This is a genomic window from Paenibacillus sp. RC67, from assembly GCF_030020805.1.
Lineage (GTDB): Bacteria > Bacillota > Bacilli > Paenibacillales > NBRC-103111 > Paenibacillus_S.
This window is the reverse complement of sequence record NZ_CP125098.1, coordinates 1,759,181-1,784,778: the sequence shown is the minus strand read 5'-3', so window position 1 is coordinate 1,784,778 and position 25,598 is coordinate 1,759,181. Positions and strand designations below refer to the sequence as shown.

The 25,598-nt window shown below is 46.6% G+C and carries 21 protein-coding genes and 1 pseudogene; 6 read left to right on the top strand and 16 right to left on the bottom strand.

All coding sequences use genetic code 11. The annotated features are described in order from the left end of the window. The first annotated feature begins 4 nt into the window (after positions 1-4). On the top strand, positions 5-1,105 hold the full coding sequence (gene mqnE, locus QMA13_RS08070) for an aminofutalosine synthase MqnE (RefSeq protein WP_282940766.1): 1,101 nt from the start codon (positions 5-7) through the stop codon (positions 1,103-1,105). 43 nt (positions 1,106-1,148) lie between these two features. Then, positions 1,149-2,211 (top strand): annotated as a pseudogene (locus QMA13_RS08065) (NAD(P)/FAD-dependent oxidoreductase). A gap of 9 nt (positions 2,212-2,220) precedes the next feature. Here QMA13_RS08065 and QMA13_RS08060 read toward each other — a convergent pair. Further along, positions 2,221-2,475 carry a YuzB family protein gene (locus tag QMA13_RS08060; protein WP_282940764.1) on the bottom strand — a complete coding sequence of 85 codons (255 nt, stop codon included), beginning with the start codon at positions 2,473-2,475 and terminating at the stop codon, positions 2,221-2,223. 78 nt (positions 2,476-2,553) lie between these two features. Between QMA13_RS08060 and QMA13_RS08055 the strand changes: the two genes are divergently transcribed. Beyond that, positions 2,554-2,799, top strand: coding sequence for a NifU family protein (locus QMA13_RS08055; protein ID WP_028547362.1), 246 nt, complete (start codon positions 2,554-2,556; stop codon positions 2,797-2,799). 104 nt (positions 2,800-2,903) lie between these two features. On the opposite strand, the gene QMA13_RS08050 is transcribed toward QMA13_RS08055, so the two are convergent. From QMA13_RS08050 to QMA13_RS08030, 5 genes are all read right to left on the bottom strand, one after another. Beyond that, complete coding sequence (locus QMA13_RS08050) at positions 2,904-3,701, bottom strand: SDR family oxidoreductase (protein ID WP_282940762.1); 798 nt, start codon at positions 3,699-3,701, stop codon at positions 2,904-2,906. A 108-nt stretch (positions 3,702-3,809) separates the two neighbouring features. Next, a complete protein-coding gene (locus QMA13_RS08045) occupies positions 3,810-4,550 on the bottom strand; it encodes a Cthe_2314 family HEPN domain-containing protein (protein ID WP_282940760.1) in 741 nt (246 codons plus the stop codon). Positions 4,551-4,785: 235 nt separating this feature from the next. Beyond that, positions 4,786-6,549, bottom strand: a complete 1,764-nt coding sequence (locus tag QMA13_RS08040) for a UbiD family decarboxylase (RefSeq protein ID WP_282940758.1) — start codon at positions 6,547-6,549, stop codon at positions 4,786-4,788. A 117-nt stretch (positions 6,550-6,666) separates the two neighbouring features. Further along, on the bottom strand, positions 6,667-7,581 hold the full coding sequence (locus QMA13_RS08035; protein WP_282940756.1) for a COX15/CtaA family protein: 915 nt from the start codon (positions 7,579-7,581) through the stop codon (positions 6,667-6,669). Between the two features lie 347 nt (positions 7,582-7,928). Next, the gene (locus QMA13_RS08030) at positions 7,929-8,273 is read right to left on the bottom strand and encodes a thioredoxin family protein (protein WP_349254205.1); all 345 of its coding nucleotides are present in this window, start codon (positions 8,271-8,273) and stop codon (positions 7,929-7,931) included. Between the two features lie 181 nt (positions 8,274-8,454). Here QMA13_RS08030 and QMA13_RS08025 point away from each other — a divergent pair, with 181 nt between their 5' ends. Together QMA13_RS08025 and QMA13_RS08020 are read left to right on the top strand one after the other, a co-directional pair. Further along, positions 8,455-9,297, top strand: coding sequence for an SPFH domain-containing protein (locus QMA13_RS08025; RefSeq protein ID WP_282940752.1), 843 nt, complete (start codon positions 8,455-8,457; stop codon positions 9,295-9,297). A gap of 12 nt (positions 9,298-9,309) precedes the next feature. After that, positions 9,310-9,513 carry a type II toxin-antitoxin system antitoxin gene (locus tag QMA13_RS08020; RefSeq protein ID WP_282940751.1) on the top strand — a complete coding sequence of 68 codons (204 nt, stop codon included), beginning with the start codon at positions 9,310-9,312 and terminating at the stop codon, positions 9,511-9,513. Positions 9,514-9,696: 183 nt separating this feature from the next. Here QMA13_RS08020 and QMA13_RS08015 read toward each other — a convergent pair whose 3' ends face one another. After that, on the bottom strand, positions 9,697-11,277 hold the full coding sequence (locus QMA13_RS08015) for a copper amine oxidase N-terminal domain-containing protein (RefSeq protein ID WP_282940749.1): 1,581 nt from the start codon (positions 11,275-11,277) through the stop codon (positions 9,697-9,699). A gap of 175 nt (positions 11,278-11,452) precedes the next feature. Here QMA13_RS08015 and QMA13_RS08010 point away from each other — a divergent pair, with 175 nt between their 5' ends. Further along, complete coding sequence (locus QMA13_RS08010) at positions 11,453-12,718, top strand: DUF2515 domain-containing protein (RefSeq protein ID WP_282940747.1); 1,266 nt, start codon at positions 11,453-11,455, stop codon at positions 12,716-12,718. On the opposite strand, the gene QMA13_RS08005 is transcribed toward QMA13_RS08010, so the two are convergent. From QMA13_RS08005 to asnB, 9 genes are all read right to left on the bottom strand, one after another. Continuing rightward, a complete protein-coding gene (locus QMA13_RS08005; protein WP_282940745.1) occupies positions 12,719-13,165 on the bottom strand; it encodes a hypothetical protein in 447 nt (148 codons plus the stop codon). It abuts the gene before it with no gap. Between the two features lie 121 nt (positions 13,166-13,286). Next, on the bottom strand, positions 13,287-13,736 hold the full coding sequence (locus tag QMA13_RS08000; protein WP_282940744.1) for a GNAT family N-acetyltransferase: 450 nt from the start codon (positions 13,734-13,736) through the stop codon (positions 13,287-13,289). Between the two features lie 83 nt (positions 13,737-13,819). Continuing rightward, positions 13,820-15,568 carry an alpha-glycosidase gene (locus QMA13_RS07995; RefSeq protein ID WP_282943326.1) on the bottom strand — a complete coding sequence of 583 codons (1,749 nt, stop codon included), beginning with the start codon at positions 15,566-15,568 and terminating at the stop codon, positions 13,820-13,822. Positions 15,569-15,710: 142 nt separating this feature from the next. After that, a complete protein-coding gene (locus QMA13_RS07990) occupies positions 15,711-16,577 on the bottom strand; it encodes a CheR family methyltransferase (protein WP_282940743.1) in 867 nt (288 codons plus the stop codon). A 14-nt stretch (positions 16,578-16,591) separates the two neighbouring features. Beyond that, on the bottom strand, positions 16,592-20,269 hold the full coding sequence (locus QMA13_RS07985) for a response regulator (RefSeq protein WP_282940742.1): 3,678 nt from the start codon (positions 20,267-20,269) through the stop codon (positions 16,592-16,594). A 201-nt stretch (positions 20,270-20,470) separates the two neighbouring features. Further along, positions 20,471-22,147, bottom strand: a complete 1,677-nt coding sequence (locus QMA13_RS07980) for a putative polysaccharide biosynthesis protein (protein ID WP_282940741.1) — start codon at positions 22,145-22,147, stop codon at positions 20,471-20,473. 33 nt (positions 22,148-22,180) lie between these two features. Beyond that, positions 22,181-22,666, bottom strand: a complete 486-nt coding sequence (locus QMA13_RS07975) for a DUF456 domain-containing protein (protein WP_282940740.1) — start codon at positions 22,664-22,666, stop codon at positions 22,181-22,183. A gap of 36 nt (positions 22,667-22,702) precedes the next feature. Next, positions 22,703-23,440, bottom strand: a complete 738-nt coding sequence (locus QMA13_RS07970; protein ID WP_282940738.1) for a Cof-type HAD-IIB family hydrolase — start codon at positions 23,438-23,440, stop codon at positions 22,703-22,705. Positions 23,441-23,453: 13 nt separating this feature from the next. Further along, a complete protein-coding gene (gene asnB, locus QMA13_RS07965; RefSeq protein ID WP_282940736.1) occupies positions 23,454-25,331 on the bottom strand; it encodes an asparagine synthase (glutamine-hydrolyzing) in 1,878 nt (625 codons plus the stop codon). Between the last annotated feature and the right edge of the window lie 267 nt (positions 25,332-25,598).

Genomic DNA, 25,598 nt, shown 5'->3' with positions numbered 1-25,598 from the left:
CTTTATGAGCATTGTAATTAGCAATCCTGATCAAAGGATGGCGGAGATCGCCGAGAAAGTAAAGCATGGAGAACGACTTTCCCTGGAGGACGGCGTTTTTCTATATCAATCCGATGATTTGTTGACTATTGGCCAATTAGCCAATGAAGTTAACTTAAGGAAGAATGGCAAAAAAGTTTATTTCATTGACAATATGAGCCTGTACTTCACTAACGTTTGTGAGGCGCACTGTGCGTTCTGTCATTTCCGCCGCGATGAAGGTGAAGAAGGAGCTTATACGCTAAGCCCCGAGGAAATGTTCGAGTATATCGACGCTCACATTCAACCGGGTATGCGTGAATTCCACATTGCCCAAGGGCATAATCCGCATCTTCCATTCGAGTATTATGTGAACTGCATCCGTGCTCTGAAGGAGCGTTATCCTGATGTAACAATTAAAGCTCACACAGCGGCTGAGATTGAGTTTTATTCCCGCATCAGTGGGTTAAGCTATAAACAAGTCCTACAGACTTTGATGGACGCTGGGCTTGCTACTCTGACCGGCGGCGGAGCGGAAATCCTATCCGAACGTTACCGCAAGAAAATGGGCGTAGGCAAAGCGACTACAGACCAATGGCTTCAAGTGCAGCGGGATGCTCATTCCCTTGGCCTTAAAACTCATGCAACCATGCTGTACGGATCGATTGAAACGTTGGAAGAACGTATCCAGCATATGATTTTATTGCGTGAGCTTCAAGATGATACGAACGGCTTCATGGTCTTCATTCCGAATTCTGTGCAACCTGCTAATGTCAATGCAGGCATTAAACGCCGTGTCGCGGCTTTTGACGACTTGAAAACCATCGCAATCAGCCGACTTATGGTTGACAACATTCAGCATATTAAAGCTTACTTCATCAATCTTGGTACTCAGCTTGCTCAAATCGCCCTCTCCTTCGGAGCTTCAGACGTTCACGGAACCATCGTGAAGGAAAGAATTAGTCATGCTGCAGGCGCATTGTCTCCAGAAGGTTTGACACGCGATGAACTTGTTTGGCTCGTTAAAGGAGCAGGCCGTATTCCAGTCGAACGCGATACCTTCTACAACGAAATTAAAGTTTACTAAGCTGAAACGGAAACGGATGTTCCTTATAGAAAGGGTTAACTAAATGAAGAAAATGGTTATATTAGGCGGCGGTTATGGCGGTTTGACCGTAGCGAACGAGCTGCTGGAAAAAGATTTGCCTAAAGACACGGTACTAGTACTCGTTGACCGCATGCCTTACCAAGGCTTGAAGACCGAATATTATGCTCTTGCTGCCGGTACGTTGGCCGATATCGATATTCGAGTGCAATACCCTGTAGACCCAAGACTAATTCTTAAGTTCGGTGAAGTAACGGGTGTTGATCTGGACAGAAAGCTAATTCTGTTCGAGAACGATGAGCCGCTTTCGTATGATTGGCTTGTTCTTGGTCTCGGCTGCGTCGACAAATATCACAACCTGGAAGGCGCTGAGCAATACTCAGAAAGCATTCAGACCCTATCCTCCACTCGTAAGACGTTTCAAAAAGTGAATGATATCGCTCCTTATGGTCAGGTTACCATTGTCGGCGGCGGACTCAGCGGCGTAGAAATGGCAGCTGAGCTGCGTGAAAGCCGTTCGGATCTGAATATCCGTGTATTGGACAGGGGTGCGAGTGTATTATCAGCATTCCCTGGCAAGCTTCAATCCTTCGTGCGCGACTGGATGCTGGAGCATGATATCGAAATGAGATCTCATATCTGTCTCAGCCGTCTAGAGGGGGGGAATCCTGTACAATCAGCAGGAGCTCATCCATACAGATGTCACCATCTGGACGGCCGGTATTCAACCAAGCCCGATTGTTCAGCAGCTGCAGCTTCCTAAGGACAGCCAGGGAAGAGTTGTCATCAATCCGTATCATCAGATCCCTGAGTATCCGGAAGTGTATGTAATAGGCGACTGCGCTTCTCTACCATTTAGCCCAAGCGCTCAAGCAGCGCAAGGACAAGGCCGTCAAGTTGCTGAAGTGATGAGAGCTGTCTGGAAAAACGAAACCCCTCGGCTTGGCAAAATCAAGCTCAAAGGGGTTTTGGGATCGCTCGGCAAAAAATCAGGCTTTGCATTATTGGGCAAACGTCCTATGACAGGCATGGTGCCTCGTGCTATAAAAAGCGGCGTGCTTTGGATGTCCAAGCGTCACTTCGGATAGTACAGACTGTTATTCACCCAAGAGATCGAACATCGCTTCGATCTCTTTTATTTTATTATCGATTTGAACCTCAAGCTCTTCTACGTTGGGTGCGGCAACAATTTCGCCATTAACTAGGGCATAAGGAAACATGTAGCATTCTCCGCAGTTACCAAGACATCCATATTCAATAACGTCATAATCCAGATTGGCTTCAAGCTTTTTCATCAGCTTTTCGGTGCCGTGGTGCATATTATTCGTACAAAATTCTATGATAGGTCTCATTGCTTGTCAGCCACCTTGTTAACCATTTTATTTTTGTTACTATTGTAATATAATAAGTATAGAAAGGAGTGAATCAAAATGAGTGAAAATGCACAAAGCACCATGTACGATGAAGTACTGGAAGTTTTAGATAAGTTGCGTCCGTTCCTGCAGCGCGACGGCGGTGACGTTGAGTTAGTTGATGTTGAAGACGGCATCGTTAAATTGAAGTTGATGGGTGCTTGCGGCAGCTGCCCAAGCTCGACCATTACACTGAAAGCGGGTATTGAACGCGCATTGCTTGAAGAAGTGGAAGGCGTTCAAGAAGTCGTTCAAGTGTTCTAATTCCATCTTCTTTGAGGATAGAGAAGTAAAAAGACCCTTTGCGTTCGTCTCCTTATCGGATCGATCACAAGGGGTCTTTTCCCGTTTACCCGCTTCCCACGGCTTCAATTAAAGCCGGACATCTTCTGAGAACCGATCATCGTACGAATAGGGTCTAACCCGCCTGACACATCCATAATGTTGCCTGTTATGAAATCGGAGCGCTCTTCGCACAAGAAAGCGATGACTCTGGCAATATCCTCTCCAGTCCCCGGTCGGCCGCGCGGTGACTCTTCATCCTGTTCGTGCTCTACCTCTGCGATGGTTTTCTCCTTATTGGCTCCTCTTATATCACCTGGACAAATCATATTGACAGTGATTCCTTGGGGCGCTTCCTCGACAGCTAACGTTTTGGTAAAGGAGACGAGCCCGACTTTAGCAGCGGCATAAACCGCACGATGAGGCCAGCCTCTTGCCTCGGCAGCATGTCCGAAACCGAAATGAACGATTCTCCCCCATCGTTTGCGTCTCATATAAGGGAGCACCAGATGGTCCAACTGCATGACGCCAAGCAAATTGCCTTGCATCAAATAATTGATTTCCTCTGGCTCATATTCAGCGAACAATCGACGTTCACGAACGAATGGGCCAGCGTTATTGATTAGTATATCGATACTGCCAAGCTCATCGATGGCATGATGGACAAGCTCCTTCATTTGCTCCTGAATGGTAACATCGCCTTGAAGGGCCAGACAGCGCACACCCTTGCTCCTAATGTGCTCCTTTAGCTCCATTGCCTCTTTATCGCTATTCACATAATTAATAATAATATCGCAACCGGAATCGGCCAGCAACAGCGCAGCCATCTTCCCTAACCCTTTGGCACTTCCTGTTATGAATGCAACTTTTCTCTGTTCGTCCATGAGCTTCCTCCTCATATGTTCTTTAGTCTTTCGAGATTCTCATATTCAAAGGTTTGGACGGACCTTTTGTACATTCTATTCAAAGTATAGAGGAACCATGCCCATCATTCAACCCTGTGACTGTTCATGTGGATAACGGCTGGAAGACATCGCCATTTTCGTTATATAAGTAAATATCATGCGGGCAGCATGATAAGTCATGTCGCAGCCGGATGAAAGGTCTCTGAGATGTTCCTGAATGTTTTCCGTCTGGATTCGTTGTTCTTTGCCGTTCTTTGCTTCAGCGGCTTTCAAGAGGTCATCCAATAAATCCGCATTGATCGTATGAATCTCCAAATTGCGTTCGCTTCGCAAACGTTCTACCGGGTCATTGAATTGTTCCTTCAGCTCATAAAGCTGTTCTTCTAGTTCAACATACAATCGATTCGTATGCATGTTCCTAAGCACGGTAAAATAAGAAAAACGCGCCTTAATTTCCTCAGTTTTAAGCCTGAACCGCTCATTCATGAACTGACCTAGCTTATCTAAAATTGCGAAAAGACGAATAATCGCATTTTTATAAAAGTAAAGGTGGCGATGATAGTCATCGAGCTCTTCTTCGTTCATTTCATCTAAATATACGGACCTGACCCGTTCTCCGAAGCGTTCAGCCGCATATTGGCTTTGCTCCAGCTCATCGAGCGATCTTATGAAACTGCCGCTCCATATCATATAGCGCCTCTCCTGGTGATTGCGCTCATTTTCCGGGATATCATTTATCAATTGAATATAGTCGCGGATCGATTGATTGGCTCTCTTCAGCTCGCCCTGGTCATTGCGGCGCGGGTCATTAAATAGCATTCTTAACATAATGCACAGCCTCCTTGCGGGCTTTGAGAAGCAGCGGATACGGACGCTTTGGCCTTCGAGCCAAACTATCTCGCTACTAAGCAAATAATTGTAAGTATACCCATAGAAACAGCTTGTTAATTATGCTCGGAGTCCCATTAAATGCCATCCCCCTTATAAAGTGCAAAAACCGATATGCTTCAGCAAACGCCGCAGCATACCGGTTACAAGAACCATCAAACACCAATCATTATATTTAGTTGAAATATTCGTTCCAGCGACTATCGACCAATTTCACAATATCTTCGCGCGGAATCAGCTCGTCCGGATACCCCGGCTTCATACGTGCATCGATAACGATAGGCAGCTCATAAGCCAAATGATGCCCATTAACCTGAGTTCGGGCAAAAATATCGCTGGCCGGGTTAAACCGAGTGAATACCGTCCATAAGAATGCCGTCTGGTTAGCTGTAGCTGCCTTGGCATCATCGACAAGGATAACGAGAGGCCACTGCTTCAAGCGATCGCCGGAATGCTCAACAAGCCGCTGAGCTAATTGGGGCTCCTGCACATAACTAGCCCCGGAGACAACGAGGCAGCCTCGGCAGTAAACCGCTAAACGGTCGATCTCTGGAATCTCCCCGGCTTCGTACGCACCTGGCAAGCTGCGAACGGGCTCTCCTACCCCAAGCATAATCGCTTTGCTTCCGTGGTTGAGACGGCCTCCAGTATAATCGAGTGTGTCATGGGAAGTATTGTTAAAAATAAATAGATCGCAAGACGGATCAAAGCGTTCCAGCACAGCCTCCAATAAAGGGGTGAACTGATCAAGAGAAATCGGCTGATCCGTAAGCATTAGAAATTTGGTCAAGGTCAGCTGACCTTGTCCCAAAATTGCAAAGCCAGTCGTTAATGCCTCACGACTGTAACTCTCACGAACGACTGCTGCTGCAAGGGAGTGAAAACCGCTCTCAGCGTACGTCCACAGTTCTTTGACACCTGGCATAACCATAGGGAATGCCGGTGAGAGCAGACGCTGTAGAAACTCTCCCAGGTAGTAGTCCTCTTGTCTAGGCTTACCTACAATCGTCGCTGGATAAATAGCATCCTTGCGATGCCACACATGATCAATATTAAACACAGGGAAATCATGTGTTAACGAATAATATCCGAAGTGGTCGCCGAAGGGTCCTTCAGGTCTGCGTACATGCGGCGGAACGGAGCCGCAGAAGGCGAACTCGGCCTCAGCCACAAGCCTGTGGCCCCCATTCGGATTTTCTACCATCGGCAGCTTCTGCCCGATAATGAGCGATGTGAGCATCAGCTCAGGCAGATGCTCCGGCACCGGCGCTATGGCTGATGCAATCAATGCAGGCGGGCCGCCCAGAAATACGGTAACCGGCAGCGCAGCTCCCCGCTGCTCCGCTTCGTAGTGATGGAAGCCGCCGCCCTTATGAATTTGCCAATGCATCCCTGTCGTCCGGTCATCATAAACCTGCATGCGGTACATGCCAAGATTATGATGTCCGTTAGCAGGATGCTCGGTATATACAAGCGGCAGTGTAAAGAACGGGCCGCCATCCTCCTGCCAGCAGGTCAGCACAGGCAGTCCTGCTAGCGGAGCATCTTTGCGCTGCTGCTGCATAACAGGTGCAGCCGATGAGGGTACGGTTTTAGTACCGACCTTCATCAGATCCATAAGAAGGCCACGTTCATTCCATAATGCTTTTGGCGTTGGAGGCATAAGCGTATCGGTTGCATTAATGATTTGCTTCATGAACTGCTCCGGTTTCGGGCCAAAGGCGAGATCCACTCTTCGGCTCGTGCCGAACAAATTGGTAACGACCGGGAATGAACTGCCTTTCACATTAGTAAATAAAAGAGCAGGTCCTTCCTCGTCAATTACTCTCCGGTGGATTTCGGCCAGCTCCAAATTCGGATCAACCGGGGCACTGATTTCTACCAGCTGCTTTTCTTTGCGCAGCGCTTCCACAAATGCTCGTAGATTCGTAAATACCATATGTCACCTTCTCCTTTTCCCCTAGCGTTATGTATAACGAATGGAATTTCATTACGTTTCTTTCAAACGAATAATAAAGGCTTACGCAGCTCATAAGAAAGCTCCGTAAGCCCGTCTTTAGCGGATACCTCTTCTGCCCTGCAAGGTAAGCACGCATAAGTAGCACAAGATTCCGAATAAGCAGGAGATGAGTATCGTGTGAAGCATACTTGCAAGCAAGTACCAGTCATACCCCATCGACAAAGTTACATAGCCGCCGCTGAATATTTGCAGCACGACGAAGATCAATGCCCATTTGCCCGCTTGATAAATATTATTCCTTGTTCCCATCTTTGCCTTAACGTTGAGATAAAACCATACGATAAGTAGAAGCATCAGAATCGCACCCAAGCGATGGATGAACACGATGAGCGTAGCTCCTGATAGCTCAGGAATAACTTGTCCGTTACATAACGGCCATCCTATACAGCCGCCTGCCGAATTCGTGTGTCTTACGAAAGCGCCTAAATACACAACCCCATAACAATAAATGGTAATAATCCATATCGCCCATTTGATTCCCGGTGATAAAGAATGATTTGTCTCCGACAGCATCGATCCGAATCGGGTATATACCAAGGCAAGCAGCAGTGTTAATGCAAAGGCTACCAAGGAGATCCCAAAATGCAGCGCAAGGGTTGCCGAGGATTGAGGCCACATCACAGCCATCGCCCCAAGAATCGCTTGAAGAATGGTAAAGAACATCGCTAAGCTCACAAACCATTTAGCATCTTTTCGGTGACTATATCGGAGTACCAAGATCAGTGTAACAAGTAAAATCATACCTACAATGCCTGTCACAAAACGGTGACTGTATTCAATGATGGATTCGATGGTGTAAGCTGGAACGAATTTTCCGTTGCATAACGGCCAATCATCTCCGCAGCCGCGACCCGACTCTGTTTTGGTGACCAGAGCGCCCATGATCAGAATCAAGAGCATTCCATACATACTGGCAAAGGAAAACCATTTCAACCATTTTTGCGTATTCATGTGATGAACTCACCTACTTTTTTAAGTCTCGACATGATGAGTCAAGTCAATCGCTCATGTTTCATTATAGCCATAAAACTGGAGCAAATCCATGCGGAATTGTTACAAACCATTGAAACAAACCATACGGTTTTCATAGCATTCCCATAAACCTAGACAGGCCGTGCGGTATGCAAAAATGACATTTTCTTGTCCGTGAAATAACCCCACAAAGTGGAGCCTTTAGCTTCGAAGAGGATTCAGGTACTTTGCGGGGAGCCCCGAAACTAATAAATTATTATAATGATGAAAAAAGCCGCCCTTTCTTCAGGTTATCCTGAACAAAGAGCGGCTTTTACATGGCGAATTTATTTCTTTAAAGCATCGGAAACTTCCAGAGCCCGATCGAGGAATTGCTCGATTTCGTCTCTTGTTTTACGTAATTTGCTTACGAAGCGAACCAGCTCCTGCCCTTCGCGAAAAGCAATAAAGCTAGGGATGCCGAGAATGTTCAGCTTCTCGCACAAATCAGGCACTTCATCACGGTCAAGCTGGATGAATTCTAACCGATCTTTATAAGCTTCCACCACTTCTGGCATGAAAGGGTCGATAAAGTGGCAGTCTTTACACCAGGTTGTTTTAAAAATAGCTATTGTCGGTTTAGCACCCGCTATTTTTTCTTGGAAAACTTGCTCGGAATTGACTTGTTCCATCGTATACACCACCTTAAATGAGTCTTTACAACCACTTTATAGCATGCCACATGAAATGTGTCAACGTGAGAATGCCTTTTGGTAAATACAGGAACTTTACAATTATTAACAAAAATGATATCATAAAAATATCAAAAGGATATTCATTTGATAACAAAACGACTCAGAAGGAGTGCTGAAAATGAAAGAACAAAAAGCGTGGGTTCTCAACGGATTTCTCGGGGTACTATTAATGGCAATCTTTGTTGCAGCAGGAATTGTTTTTTTGATTAACGATAGCAGCCTGCTTGGCGTTATTTCAATAATTGTCGGTGCAATCATTGCAACGGGAATTACTGTAGTTCAGCCGAATCAAGGCTATATCGTCACCTTCTTCGGAAGCTATGTTGGAACGATTCGCCAAAGCGGAATATGGTTAACCTTACCTTTCTCCGCGCGTAAGAAAGTATCGCTTCGGGTTCGCAACTTTAATAGCGCTAAGTTAAAGGTGAATGATATCGAAGGCAATCCGATTGAAATTGCAGCGGTTGTTGTTTTCAAAGTCGTCGATTCAGCTAAAGCTACATTCGATGTAGATCGTTATGAACAATTCGTTGAAATTCAAAGCGAAACGGCACTGCGCCATGTCGCTAATAAATATCCTTATGATGTGTTCGAGGATACCGGATATTCGCTGCGGGGCAATTCGGAGGAGATCGCGGAGGAACTCAGCAGAGAGCTGCAAGAGCGATTATCCGTTGCAGGGGTTGAGGTGATTGAAGCGCGTCTGACTCACCTTGCCTATTCCACGGAAATCGCAAGTGCTATGCTGCAGCGCCAGCAGGCTTCGGCTATCATCTCCGCACGCTCCAAAATCGTGGAAGGCGCTGTGGGTATGGTGCAATTAGCCATTGCACAGCTGCAAAGAGAAGGCGTCATTGAACTCGACGAGGAACGTAAAGCCGCTATGATCAATAATTTGCTGGTAGCTATCGTATCTGACCGTTCCGCTAATCCTGTCATTAATACCGGAAGTCTGTATTAAGGCTTTGCGCCTATGGCACCTAAGAAAAACTTCGCCCTGAGATTGGACCCGAAGCTGTATCAAATACTTGAACGATGGGCTGAGGATGAATTCCGCAGTGTGAACGGACATATTGAGTTCTTGCTGCGCGAAGCGGCATCACGTGCAGGTAGGCTTCCAGGGCCTCGTCCTCCCGGTATTCCGGCTGAACCAGCAGATTCCGTGGAAGAAGAATAAGGGCATATAATTAATAAATACGAAAAAGCCTGATCCGGCGGAATCAGGCTTTTTTTGTGCTTTCAGGACTAGCGTTTATGCTTCCTAGTGTATTGTTGAATCTGTTATGAGACGAGAAAAGAAGGCCGCTTCTCAGCGGCCTTCTTTTACACAATGCTTATGATTCCACAAGAAACGGATATACTAATCACGAGTAATAGTTACCATTTTAAGCTCTTGATTCCATTCAACCTTCGCTCCCATGCTCTCCGCAATGAAACGGACAGGCACGAACGTTGTACCGTTAGAAAGCTCCGCTTCCGTTTCCAGAGCTTTGATTGCTCCGTTTACGGATGCCTGCTTGCTGCCGATATTCAGCTTGATAACTGCGCCGCTGACAGGATCGGTAATGGTCACTTGCTTAGTAGCAGGGTCCCAAGCCACATCGGAGTCCAACTGTTCAGTAACAAAACGGACAGGCACCATAGTGACATCGTGACTAATGTACGGTTTTGTTGACTCATCATAGTAATCGTCCATGAACAGATTAATTTGTTTCTTCGTAATCCTCAAATCATTCTTAAGCAGCTGGTACAACTGAGATTTAGGGTCAAGCGCCGCAAGAATTTTGCTTGGTTTGCTGAGAGTGTTCATCTCCAGCAGACCAGCGCTAGTGTTGATCGTATCTGCAATGACTGGCTTGTTAATATTCCATGTTTCTTGAGTCGATGTAATTTTGATACCGCTTATTGGTTCATCAGTGCTATCAGGAACAGTAATCTTAACTTCCATAGTCGACTTGCGCGGCATAAGATCACTATCTACATAAAGATCAAATGTGAAACTTTGTTTGTCACTGAGCAGCGTTTGCAAGTTAGTACCGGCATTCGGTGAGCTTAGTGCAGATTGCAAGGATTGATCATAGTTATCGACAAGCTCTTTCAGCTTCGTTTGAAGGAAGGTGAAGGCTAATTCGACAGCCAATGTTTTGTTGTTCAAATAAGGGGTAATCATGTCATCCATCGGGCTGCCGCCTTGAGCCTTGCTTTCTTTCATTGCCTGCTGCACTAATGGAAGCACAAGATCATACAACTGACCGAGAATATCTTTCATTCCCTTTTCGTCTTTAAGTATGTTCGTTAAAAAGCCTTTAATTAGATCGGCTAACTCGTCGCCTTTAATTTCAGCATGAATCCGTTTCAAATTCAAGCCTTCGTTATTGACGTATTCCTTTGCATCGAAAATCGTTATATTTTTCGGGTTAGGCAGGTTGCCTCCGAAATAAGCTGCAAAGGATGGAGCCAAGTCGGTAGACTTTTTGTACAATTGTTTAATTTGCTCTTTCATTTCCTGGGATAGCTGATCTTGAATCTGATCCATGGATGATACGCTGTTATGTAGAATGATCGGCTTGTTCGCGCCCTCTACGGTAAAAATATAATCTTGCTCGGACATCACCAACAGAAACGGAATTTGTCCTTTGTTATATTCAAATGCTCCCTTTACCGATACATGCGTAGTATCCTGCTGCTTCATGTCGGTAATTTTCAGCTTCACATTGCTGAATAAATCCATCATACGCTTCTGCTCATCAGTTAGCTTAGCCGATGCGTTAGGAATCAGCTCCAGAGTCATCGTCTGCGTTCCTTGAGAAGACTTCACGCTTGCTGAGTTTTGAATCACCTTGTTCAGATCGACTCCGCTTACGGACTGACAACCTGCCAGAACCACAAGCATGACGACCAATAACAAAGGCAGCCATCGGTTCATTCTTTTGTTTTTCATTCCGTACCTCCATAAATTATAATAAGTGCGCGTTGCATCAAAGCATAATTATATACGCACAAAGTGGAAAAATGATTCGTTTTCACACATATATCTAATTCGACAGCAGGAATTCAATTCCTTTTTTTACCGATAATAAAGTGAAAGACTGCTGCAGGAAGGGCTGAAGGCGCAGATGAAGCGAGGGAAATTCAGATGGAACAGCTGGGATTTGCTTAGCAAGCTCGCAGACGTGCCCCATGAAATTGTCCAATGGACAAAAGAAAAAACTTCAACGCTGCTATATGAGAGCGCCCAGCTCGATCATATCGAAGGCATCCGCTTGCCTCAAGAGACGGTGGAAGAGCTGCGCTCACGGCTGAGTATAGCCCATTCAACGGCAACCGTACCTTTAACGAGCCCGCAAGCAAATACAGCGCTGCTTGATCGCATCCGTTCGACGACCACATTTCATAATCGTAATAATGTTACGAGGACGCAAGCTTACTTGAATATGTATCGGCAGCATCCTGAGCTGCATTGGTCGTTGTTAGCCCATATGGTCTCTCGCAATGGCGGCTGGAATATGACCGACTTGAAGGGAGAGCTGCTGCCTCATCTGCTGAACACTTCTCAGCAGGAACACTTATTTGCGTTTCTCGAAAGAGCTAACGCACTGATTTTCCAAGATGCTTATCCTCAACTGCTGCTGTACGAAGCCAGCTTGCACGCAGGCAAGCCGCTGTTTCATTATCTGCATCACTTCAACGTTTCCGCCCTCATGCAGCCGGTATGGGAGCAGTTCTGGGAGCGCCGTAACTCCGCTCTTCTGACAATGGCACTCATCGTAAACGAGCAGAATTATATCGAACAACGGGTTGTGCAGCATCCTATATTCCGCAAAACCGTGCTGGACACGTTTTTTTTCGGTGCACAGTCATTACTTCAGCTGAACCAAGTCGTGCTTCCTTACATGGATATTGGAAAGCTGCGAATGGCAGGTCTCATTCTGGAAAACTTCAGCCGACTAGAAGAACGGATCGAGGTCGGGAAGAAGCTGTACGCCATTTTATTCGGAATCCCTGTTGTAACAGAAGGGGCCTTGCAATTCGCATCAACCATTCACCATACCGGTTCCCGAGCGGATTATTGGCCTCACCTGTTCGCTCCCATTCGCCAAGGACCTCCCGTCCCTAGAGGGCAGCTCAAGGAATGGCTTGACGGATGCAGCCTCCGCCCAGGTGCTTCGCCTCTGTACAGCCCACGCTTGAGGGATGTATGGAGAGACCGCCCATTAGCAGCGGCTGAGGCAGGGGATTGGTACCAGCCTTCGAAGCGCGAGGAAAGCCTTGCCTATTTAACTTCGGTTGAGCCTCCGTTCTCCTTCGAAATGACTCATGAGTACTGCTTCGGCTTGAACAAGATTGAGCTTGCGGTGTTGGCTGGGGATTTGCTGCCATAATTATTCGTAGCGCTGCCACGTTTGGTAGGCATCAACCTCCTGAACTCTAGGGTCAAAGTTATATCGGTAATATTCGGCGGAATATTCATATTGCGGCTTTGATGCTTTACGATCCGTCTCGATAAGCAGCCTTATTCTCCAAACATGATCATTCCAGTGAACCTTGCGAGCAATCTCGTCAAGATTTTCCAATGTGGAGAATGCCTTGACCTTCACTAGAATGGACTCTAGCAGCTGCTCATTCGGCTCGCGGGACATGGCAACTCTGCATGTGAGCTGCGGACGCGTAAAAGAACAGCGAAAGCCCGTTATCATTTCGGACATCTCTCGCAGCTCTTTCTTTAAAGCTGTGGTGGAGGCTGTCGTAACTGAATACGTCTGGCTGCAAGCCGAAATTGTAGCTATAACCACACAGAAGATGCAATAAAGCAGCAACCTTTTGCTCATCTCATCCCTCCTTTGCCCAAGACGAAAAGAGTAACCTCAGCTCGCGACTCATCACACCCTGCAGCTGAATTTGGTGTAAAGAGAGACAACGTGTCGAGATTACTCTATCTTCATGAAATCATTAGCTTATTTCATAGACTAGCCAATCGGAACGATGGCCGCCCATTTTGTCATAAAACGACTGGGCTGCTGTATTATCCTGAGCTGTTTCCCAAGTCATATAGGCATAACCGTTAGACCTAATGTACTCCAGGCAAGCTTGAAACAGACCTTCGCCTATTCGCGAACCCCTTTGCGCTGAGGCTACAAACAGATCATTCATTATAGCAGCACGTTTCAACTGAAGGGTGCTGAAAGTGAAGTAGAGCGTCGCAAAGCCTACCAATACTCCTCCTTGCTCAGCTACGAACTGCATGCCGGAAGAGGGCTCCTGCTGCAAGTTTGCAATAAAAAGCCGAAGAGTACCCTCATCCGGACGCGGTCTTTCATAGAAGTCGATGTATTGGTACATCAACTGTATCAGCTGATCTGTATCTTTGGGTTCCACAGGTCGAATCGTTCTATCTATCATCTTTATTCCTATCTCCTTACTGTCTGTACTCGGTTACTTTTTTAATATAGTAACACGGGTAGCAGTAACTGCAAATACAAACTTTAACTCAAGCTGCGCCACAGAATACGGTAGCCGAGGGGCTCTAATTCAATGTTCATGACTCCATCAACAGGATGAACCTCCTCATCTGTTAATGCATCGCACCAATCATTGGTATCCATTGGATGCGAAAGCACTGTAGGTTCATCTGTATTATTCATCCATATCGTAAAATGCACGTCATCGCCGAGCCGCTCATAAATGACCCTTTTGTCCCCACGGTCTGCCTTTAGGAAACGAAAGCTTCCCTTAACTAATGCCTCCTGATTTCGGCGAAGCCCTATCAACAGCTTGTAAAAATCAAACAGCTCCCTATCTTGTTTCTCAGGGTCCCATTCCATGCATTTGCGACAATCCGGGTCGTCGTTGCCAGTGAGGCCAATCTCATCCCCGTAAAAGATACAAGGCGTTCCCATATACGTCATCAAAAAAACGATGCATAGCTTTAAGCGCCGCTTGTCTTCTCCGACCCTCGTTAGAACTCGTGGAGTATCGTGGCTGCACAGCAGATTAAATACGACTTCGTTCGTCTGCTTCGGGTAACGCATCAGTAATCCGCCCATGCTATTGGCAAACGTAGAGCCATCCATAGCCGATGATGAGAAAAATTCCAGCACTTTATTCGAAAACGGATAATTCATGACCGAATCGAATTGGTCACCCATCAGCCATTTTAAAGAGTCGCTCCATACCTCTCCTACTATGTATGCTTCCGGATTGGCCGCCTTAACAACCTTACGGAAATCCCGCCAAAAGTGGTGATCAATCTCATTAGCTACATCCAACCTCCAGCCATCGATGCCGATTTCTTTAATCCAGTATTCGGCCACGTCCAGCAAATAATGCTTCACCTTCGAATTAGCCGTATTCAGCTTGGGCATATTGCCAAAAAAACCAAACGTATCGTAAGTCGGGACTCCATCTTTAAACTCTAACGGATAGCTATTAACGTGAAACCAGTCAGCATACTTCGATTCTTCCCCTTTTTCCAATACGTCCTGAAACGGCGGAAACTGCTCACTGCAATGATTGAATACCGCATCCAGCATGACACGGATATTTTTGCTATGACAAGCATCCACCAGTTTGCGCAGCATCTCATTATCCCCGAACGATGGATCCACTTTTTTATAGTTAACCGTATCATATTTATGATAGGACGGAGCTTCGAATACAGGTGTTAAATAGATCGCATTGATCCCTAGATCCGCTAAGTAATCCAGCTTGTCGATGATGCCTTGCAAATCACCTCCGAACCGATTATCCATGGTTGGCTCTGCTCCCCAAGGAGACACACCTTCCGGGTCATTGGACGGATCACCATTAGCAAAACGATCGGGTAATATTTGATAAAACACCGCTGACTTGGCCCACTCAGGTACAGAATTCGTATCAATTGGATGAATATACGGGAAATCGTAGAAATCTCCGGTAGGCGTCGGCCGATCATGTCGGATATCATTCTCCGTCATCCACACGGTCTCTGACCCCGCTCGCAACCGAAAGCAATAGCTAACCCGTCGGAATGGCGGTTTAATGCTAGTTTCCCAATAGTCGAACCATCCGTCAGCAGCAGTCTTAACCAGCGAATACTCTGTGTAGGTCCGGTCCCAATCGTATTTATCGCCTGTCTCCGCTACGACCTCTTCCACATCATCGCGCTTGGTTCTAAGCCTCAAATGAATCATCTCATTATCGTAAGCATAAGCCCAATTGCTTTGTGCCACATGGTAAAAGCATTCCAACAGCATAGCGTCAGCCTCCATCCAGGGTTTAAGTTCTAACATCTCTTTAACCCTCGCGGTATTCCTCTAAACAAAAGCAAGCTCCAACAAAAAAACCTCCCAATCTCTCCTGAAGGAAAAAGTGGGAGGCTAGAAGGTTTCTCTATGGTTATTTGATTTTTCGATATATTTTTTCCGATTCGCTCAAAGGCTCATAATAGGCCTCGAAACCGGTGAACCGCATCGTCTCTCGTTCTCCAAGAACAAGCACGCCAAAGCGAGGGAGACTCTCGTGGAATAAGCTGTGAACCCGCTTCTGTAAATTCCGGTTAAAGTAAATCATAACATTTCGGCAAAAAATGACATGGAACTCATTGAAGGATTGATCGGTTACCAAATTATGCTTGGCAAAAATAACTTGCTTTAAGAGCGAGCTATTAAAGGTCACTTTATCAGCCTGATCGACAGCATAGTAATCCGAGAACGAGCCTCTCCCGCCGGATAAAATATAATTTTGTGTATACTGCTGCATATTGCTGAGTTGTACTTTCCCCGACTGCGCTTGCTCTAGCACTTCCTGATCTATATCGGTAGCATAGATGCGTGTCTTTTCGTATAGTCCTTCCTCCTGGAGAAGAATGGCCATGGAAAGCACCTCCTCGCCTGTCGAGCAGCCCGCATGCCATATCCGGATCGATGGGTACGTATGCAGGAAAGGCACTACCTTCGTTCGAAAATCCAAAAACAAGGAGGGTGTACGAAACATTTCGGTCACATTAATGGTCAAGCAGCGCAGGAGCTGCTCCATCGCTTGCGAGTTGTGCAGCACCAGATCCAGCAGGGCCGTGATCGAAGGCAGCCCCAACTGTCTAACAGTATGCGTAATGCGACGACTTATGGAATCGTAGGCATAATCTCGAAAATCGTTGCCATACATACGGTAAATACCTTCAAGCAGCAGCTCGATTTCGATCTTCTGCCTTTCATCATCAATAAGTTCTTCGGAATGTGGCGGATGGCCTGGGTAATCCGTCAACCTCTCCCCCCTAACTACTTATATAACCATACCTTTAACATGGAGAGCAGCTTTTCCGTATTAATAGGCTTGCTGATGTAATCGGAAGCACCGGCATCGATGCATTTTTGCCTATCCTCTTTCATCGCCTTCGCGGTGAGTGCGATAATCGGCAGCTGCTCGTGCACCGGATTGCTGCGAATTTGCTTCATCGCTTCATAGCCGTCCATTTCCGGCATCATAATATCCATCAGCACCAAGTCGATATCCGGGTTCATCTCCAGCACATTCAATGCTTCCCGTCCGTTCTCGGCATAGGTTACTTTCAATTTATGTTCTTCTAACACATTAGTAAGCGCAAATACGTTACGGATATCATCTTCTACCAGCATAATGTGCTTGCCTTCGAATACATCCTCCGCGTTGTTCAGCTTGTGCAGAAGCTTACGCCGTTCCTCCGGCAGCTGTGATTCGACACGGTGAAGATATAACGCCGTTTCGGCATATAGCCGTTCTTGCGATTTTACATTTTTCACGATAATGCTCTCGGCATACTTACGAAGCTCACGCTCCTGCTTCATATCCAAATCTTTGCCTGTAAAAATAATAATCGGCAGTGTTCGCAGCTTTTCTATATTACGAATCCGGTCCAGCAGCTCGAATCCGGACATGTCCGCCAGCTCCAAATCGAGCACCATGCAGTCAAAATGTACGGCATTCAGCTCTTGAAGCGCTTCTTCTCCATATCCTACCGCAGTAATAGCCACATCGTCATGAGCAATTAGTTCTACTAGGCTGTCACGCAGCGGCATATTGTCCTCGACAATAAGCAATCGTTTTGGAATCCGGTTCAATAAATCTTCTATGCTGTTAAATGCCTGCTCCAGCATTTCCTTGCTGATCGGTTTTTTCAAATAAGCCATGGCTCCCGATACGAGACTTTGCTGAGGCTCATCCACAACGGAAAGCACATGAACCGGGATATGGCGCGTTTCCGGATTTTGCTTGAGCATATCCAAGACGGTCCAACCGTCCATCACAGGCAGATGAATATCCAACATGATCATACTAGGCTTATAAGTGTACGCCAGAGCCAGCCCCTTATCTCCTTGTGTGGCTACTAAGCCTTTAAAACCACGGGAACGAGCCATCTCTAGAATGAAGCTCGCGAAAGGCGCATCATCCTCCACAATGAGCATGACCTTATCGCCCACCTCGATCTGCTCTCTATCGTCATCAACCTCACCAGGTGATAGCAGCATAGGATCGGACAATACGACTTGCGGTATCACAATATCGCTGATATGGGGAACATTATTGGAGCTTATTGTTTCCATGACCGCTGACTCTACAGCCGCGGCGACTTCTTGGGTCGTTGTAGCTAACACCATCGATTCGTCCTGATCGGTAATCGCTGGCATAAAGAGCGTAAACGTACTGCCTTGTCCGTTATAACTTTCAACGCGTATTTCTCCACCTAACAGCTGAGCAAGCTCTCTGCTAATGGTTAGTCCCAATCCGGTTCCTCCGTATTTACGGCTTGTTGTGCCGTCTACCTGTTGGAACGCCTCAAAGATCAAATCCTGCTTGTCCTCGGGAATTCCTATTCCAGTATCTGTAACTGCGAATGCAATAGCTGGCTGTTTGGCTGTACCCGGTACATCGGCAAATGCAAATTCCGTCATGTAAATGCGAAGAGCAACATGACCTTGTACCGTAAATTTAAATGCATTGGATAAAAAGTTTTTCAAAATCTGCATCAATCTATGACTGTCCGTATAGAAGAAAGGTGGCACATCAGCCCCAGGCTCGAAACGGAATTCGAGTCCTTTTTTCGTCGCAACCGGTTGGAAATTACGGCGAAGCATTCCTGCTATTTCATCAACAACGGTCATATCTACATTCAAATCAAGTTTGCCTGCTTCCACCTTCGATAGATCGAGTATTTCGTCAATCAGACGCAGTAGGTCACTGCCTGAACCATGGATAGTGTGGGCAAATTCAACCTGCTTGCCACTAAGGTTGCCGTCCTTATTCTCAGCAAGAAACTGCGATAAGATTAGCATGCTATTAAGCGGAGTCCGTAATTCATGAGACATATTCGCCAAAAACTCGGATTTGTATTTGGACATGGTTGTGAGTTCTTCGGTCCTTTTTTGCAAAACTTCCTTCTGTCGCTCAATCTCCACATTGACTTCTTCAGAAAAACGTACCTGAGCCTCTAGCTGATAGGAGCGCTTGGACAATTCGGTATTGACCTTCTCGAGCTCCTCCTGCTGACGTTGGAGGCGTTCTTCGGATTTCTTCAATGAATCATTGGAGGCTTTCATTTCCTCCTGCTGACTGATTAGCTCCTCTGATTGAGCTTGAAGCTCTTCGGACTGCGTTTGCAGCTCCTCGGTAAACGCTTGTGACTCGGCCAGTAAGCGAGCGATTTCCATTCGTCCTTGCACACTATTCACTGCAACACCGAATGAAGTTCGAATTTGCTCTAGCAGCTCTCGATGAAGATCATTGAACGGTTCGAAAGATGCCAATTCAAAAACAGCTTCTATTTGGCCCTCGTATTGTACAGGTGTAACCATAATACACTTCGGCGCTGCCTGACCCAGCCCTGAGGAAATCTGGATATAGGATTCAGGAATATTATCCAAGTGCAATATTCTGTTCTCTAAAGCCGCTTGCCCAACAAGCCCTTCTCCCAAGCGTATATCAGTCCTGCCTATCTTTGCACTACCTGCATAGGAGGCGATCTGAATAAACCGCTGCTGATCTCCTTGCCCTCTACGAATATAGAACGCCCCGTAAGACGCATTCATAATGATTGCCAGCTTGGTCACAAACAATCGGGCCAATTCCTCTAAATTGTTCACCCCCTGGTTCATTGACGCAATCTCCGCAATTCCCGTCTTTAACCAATCCTGTTTCTGGACATTGTCCAGCAGTAGATTGGTCGCCTCTGCGAGGTCGCGAATTTCATCTCTCGTCCTCACATCAATACGGGTATTCAGATTTTTCTCGGAAGAAGCAATTTGCTTGATGGCAAAGACCACTTGTTGAATCGTGCTAACGATAGATCGGGAAACGGTCATGGTCCCAACAATCGAGAGCACTAGTGCAAGCAGCATTAACAAATATAATTCAGTCTGAAGTTCATTGTTCTTAGACTCCAGATCTTCGACGCGGGTTGCCGTCAATTGCTTCTCAATAGTACGGAAATCGTCCCATTGGGTACGCATTAGATCCATGTATTTCTTGCCTTTGTCATTCTTGTAATACTGAAGCAATTCCTCAGTCTTATTATCCTTGCGAAGCGGAATTACAGTATCTCCGGATACAGACATCCATGTTTCAATATTGTTCTTGATAACGTCCAGATTTTTTTGTTGATCTGGATTATCGGAAAGACGTTCATAAAGCTGGCTGTAGCCCTGGCGCCAATTCTTTTTGCCATCATTATAGGGCTCTAAATAACTGCTATCCCCCGTGATGACATAACCTCTCTGGCCCGTTTCCATGTCGAGAATGTTCTTTTCGATTTGGTTGGCCAAATTATGCACTTCGATGTCGTGATCCGCAATGAAACGAACTTCTTTTTGCAGATCATAAATCCGATTCATAAGAAAAAAGATAGAAATACCCATACACAAAAAGACCAAAATATAACCTAGAGCGATTTTGGAACTGATATTCCATTTCCTGTTCTTCAGCATAGTTTAACCCCTTAAAAAAATACGAATGTTAAGATTCTCTGTATTATAACATATTTTCAAGATACAGCCGGGCGCGTAACATAACAGAAGCTTCTTAACTAGCCCAGGCGGGGAGACGATTTTCAGCAAAAAAAACCGCCGTTCCAAGGCATCTCAACCTTCAACGGCGGTTAGTTCATTTATTAATGATGACAATGGTTTCTAGCTATTGGACTTGGCTTTTTGAAGAAGTCTCGGCGCAACCCGTCCGATCAAGCGCTGAAGCGGACGCGGCATATGCTGCAGATCAGACAACCCTACTGTTCGAGTCACGAACAGTAGAAGCGGATAAGCGCCCCCTACGATAGCACATATAATGATCGTTTGAATACAAGCATCCCACCGCAAATTACCGAAGGGAGTTACATAACTCTGTGTCAGCCAATCTAATGCTATGCCCACGATAACCATGACTACAGTTGTAACTGTCAAGCCAACCCAGCGCCGTACTCCAAGCACCCGGAAAGCGACTTTCCCACGAAGGACTCGCAGGTTAAGCCAGGTCATAATAACGAAACATAAGCAGGTCGCAGCGATAATACCGTAAATGCCGATGGATGGTGCCAGTACAAAGCTGACAACCAGCTTCACCGCAATACCGGCAACCACATGCAGCATAAGCGCACGCATTTTGCCCATACCCATGAGCACCGCACCGGATGTCTGCATGACGATTTGAAATATAGCGCTGATCGTTAAGACAATAATGATCGGAGCCGCATACGTCTCTACGATCGCCGAATCCTTAGGTATCCCGAAAATGAAAGCATTCATAGGCGAGGCTGCCAGACAGATTAGAAGTACCATCGGCAGGCCGCTCAATATGGAAAGCTGAAGCACTTTACCCGTCTGATCGGAAACCTGATTCATGTCCTTTTGTGAATACGCGGACGAGATAATCGGAACAACGGATTGACTTAGCGCTACCGCTAGAATAATCGGAATCCCTGCTAAGGATTGCGCACGTCCTACCAGTATTCCAAGAATTTCCCGAGCACTTTCTTCTCCTACCTGATCTTTAAGCAGCAGCGTCACGATGGAAGAATCAATCGTATAGATCAGTGTTACCGTCATAGAGAAAATAACGATAGGAATCGAGAGCTTGAACATTTGACTGTATATCGTTTTAAAAGAAAGCGTGCTGCGTGCAACGCCTTCCTTGGAAGCATCGGTGCCTGCCGTCACAGCAGCCCCTTCAGCCGCATCACTGCGTCGAAGTCGCAGCGCATAATATACCATGACCGCTGCTGCCGCAATACTGCCGATTACGCCGCCAAACGATGCGCCGGCAACCGCCCACTCCACACTATGTCCAAGAAGAATATAGGCCAGTATCACTGAGGTCACGACACGGAAAATTTGCTCAATAATTTGTGACAAGCCATTGGGCATCATCATCCGACGGCCCTGAAAATATCCGCGCATAATCGCGATCAGCGGGAACAAGAGCAGTGCTGGGGCCAACGCCTGAATAGGAAGCAGCGCCTGCGGATTAATGATGCTCTCCGCATAATAAGGCGCAATGACGTACAGGAACAGCGTCATGACAACGCCAGCTGCGGCAGCAAACCACAGCGCCGCCCGATACACACGGTTCGCTTCAGCGTGGAGTCCAAGAGCTGTCCGCTCGGAGATCATTTTGCTAAGTGCGCTAGGAATCCCTGCCGTTGCGACAACAAGCAGCATTGAGTATAGGTTGAACGCGATTCCGTAAGCCGCCATCCCGATATCGCCTAACAGTAAAATAAGCGGAATCCGCTGTACCACGCCTAAAGCCCGTGCCACCAGCGCCGCCAAAGTCAAAATCAACGTACCTTTTACTAGCGAATCCTTTGCCAAGACTTTCCCTCTTCCCCAATAAAGAATGGATTGCTAAAATTTCAGCACCCAAATAACGAACAATATGATCATTAAGAGCTGTAAAATTACTTTAACGACTAGACCTGAGAAAAACCCAACCAGCGCGCCTACGCCGGCTTTTACTGCCTGTTTCCACTCGGTCCCAACGATCATTTCTCCAATCACCGCTCCAAGAAATGGGCCGATCAGGAGTCCTGCCACAGGAATAACGAAGGGCCCCAGCAGCAGGCCAATTGTACTGCCGATTACGGACGCTTTGGTTCCTCCAAATTTTTTGACCCCAAGCGCGCTAACCAAGTAATCAGCTATCATCAGTACTATCACAATCGTCGTTTGGATAAACCAGAACCAAAAGCCGAATGGTTCAAAACTAACCATCCAGCCATAAATGAAAAATGCCGCATAAATAGCTAAAGCTCCGGGAAGGACCGGATACACGGCACCGGCCATCCCAACAGCAAACAATAAGACGACGATTATCCAGGCAGCTACGACCATGAGCAGACACCTCGCTTCATTCCTTTTGCCCTCTGTTTAGGACAAAATATACTGTTCAATAATCCGCGCTACTCCATGCTCCTCATTCGATACGGTTACAACATCGGCAACCCGCTTTACTGAATCCTGAGCATTTCCCATTGCTACGCCTAAACCCGCCTCACGAATCATCGTAACATCGTTCAGGCTATCTCCCATTGCAATGACTTGGGACATCTCGATGCCCAACAATCCGCACACTTCTCTAAGACCACTTGCTTTGCTTATCCCTTTAGGATTGAGCTCAATGTTGCAGGGATGGGAATTCGTCACTTCCATCTCTCCCCACTCGATCATTTTCTCTCGAATCGCATTCAAGGTAGGCTCATCTTCATAGTAATAGCCAAATTTGAGCCACTGCTCGTCCCATACCTTATCAGTCCAGCGCTCTTTGTTGAAAAGTCCGTTAACGGAATATGCCCAATACCAAGTATCATATTTTAATGCAAGCTCACGCATTTGGATTACAAGCTCCGGCTTGAACAGACTCCGGCTGTGCAGCTTGTTTGGTGTAGACCATACCTCGCTGCCGTTAACCGCAACGATCGGCGACCGCAGATTCAGCTCTTCCACGTATGGCTGGACATTAGGGATGCCGCGGCCTGTTGCAAACATTACCGTGACACCTGCTTCTGCTGCGGCTTTGACAGCCTTGCGGTTCTCCTCTGAAACTGTTTTATCCTCCATCAGGAAGGTTCCGTCCATATCCAAAGCAACCAGCTTGTAATTACCCATGCAGCTATTCCTCCTATAACGCTTCTGCAAGCGTCGGTCTCGGCAATTCTTCCATATAAGTAACATGCCACAATGCGAACATGTAAATGGTCCATAAACGACGCGCATAGTCCCCTTGACCATTCTGATGCTTGCTCAGCATTTGACGAACCGTATCCAGATTAATGTAATCCTCGATACCGCTCGCAGCAATTTGCTCCATCATCACCTTGCCTTGGTTACCCTTTACCCAATCGCGAATCGGTACAGGGAAGCCTAGCTTCGGACGGGTCAAAATATTGTCGGGAATAAGCCCCTCCATCGCCTTGCGGAATATATATTTTGTTGTGCCTTCAGCAATCCGGTATCGAGCCGGAATTTTACGCGCCACTTCGTACAGCTCTACGTCCAAGAACGGAACGCGCAGCTCCAGAGAATGAGCCATCGTCATTTTGTCCGCCTTCATCAGAATATCTCCAGGCAGCCAAAGATTCATATCGATGTACTGCATCCGTGTAACCGGGTCTAGATGGCGGGTCTTATCGTAAAACTTCTTCGCGATCTGGAGCGGATTCGTGTAACTGCCCAGCATTTCACGGTCAATACGGACGATATCGGCTTTCATATCTTCGGTAAATATTTTGGCATTACCGATAAACCGCTCTTCGAGAGGAGTTGTTCCGCGCAAAATGTAATTTCTGCCGTACACTCCGTTAGGAAGAAGTCTCGCTAGAGCATGCATCATCCGTTTCAACGCATGAGGAAGCCGTTCGATTGGCTGCAAAGCCTGCGGCTCGCGATAGATGCGGTAACCGCCGAACAGCTCGTCGGCGCCTTCGCCTGAGAGCACCACCGTGACTTGCTCCCGTGCCAGCTGAGCCACATGATAAAGCGCGATAGCCGATGGATCGGCAACCGGCTCATCTTGATGCCATACAGCCTTTGGCAGCGTTTCGAAGAAATCCTTTTGCGTAATAATTTTGGCAAAATGCTCCGTATCCAGCGCTTGTGCCGTTTGACGAGCAATCTCGGTCTCATTGTTAGGCCCTTCAAAGCCTACGGAGAACGTGCGAATCGGCTCAATGCTGCGCATATGCGCCGCAATGGCGGTAGAATCAATCCCGCTCGACAAGAAACAGCCGCGCTCCACATCACTTTGCATATGATGAATAACCGAATCCTTCAAGCCTTCGCGGATTTGCTCCACATACTCCTCGAACGGACGCTCCACAGGCTCGAACATCGGATCCCAATAACGTTGGATTTTCATATCTCCGTCATACGTCACCGTTATGGAATGACCCGGAGGAAGCTTATGAATACCTCTGAACATGGTATCCGGTTCTGGAACATATTGGAATGTCAAATAATTCAGCAAGCTTTCCGTGTGAATCGTGCGATCCATCCCGTCGGCTGCCAGCAAGCTTTTAATTTCTGATCCGAACAAGAAACGTTTATTATTCTTGAAATAATAAAACGGCTTAATGCCGAATTGATCGCGCGCCCCGAACAACAGCTTTTTGCGGCGATCCCAAATGACGAAGCCGAACATTCCGCGAAGCTGCTTCACGCAGTCCTCGCCGTACTCCTCATACATATGTACGATAACTTCGGTATCGGAATGCGTCTTAAATATGTGACCTCTCTCTTGCAGGGTGTGACGCAAATACTTGTAATTGTAAATCTCGCCGTTGAACACAATCCACACGGTGTCATCTTCGTTGGCCATTGGCTGATGCCCTTCGCGAATGTCAATAATGGATAACCTTCTGAAACCTAACCCAATCCGGTTCTCGCTCCAAAATCCTACATCATTAGGTCCGCGGTGAATAATAACATCCGTCATCGCCTTAAGCATGGCTTGGGATGGTTCTCTATCTTCAAAATACATTGCTCCAGTAATCCCGCACATCGTATTGCTTCCTCCTCAAACGTCCGTACAGTAACGGTTAGAATTCGATAGTCTAGTATACCATATTCGCAGCGAGTTCAGGAAATGGAACCTAAAATCCGTCTTTTTTTCGTTTTTAACGCTTTAAGAGCTGCTGTATCTGAATTTAATGTTTCAAAAAAATCATAAGATTCAATGAAAAAAGCCTCCCTTTTGGAAGGCTCCAGAATAACGAGAAACCTATATAACTTAAGATGTCACGTGGTGCTCTGGTGGGGTATGCCCCTC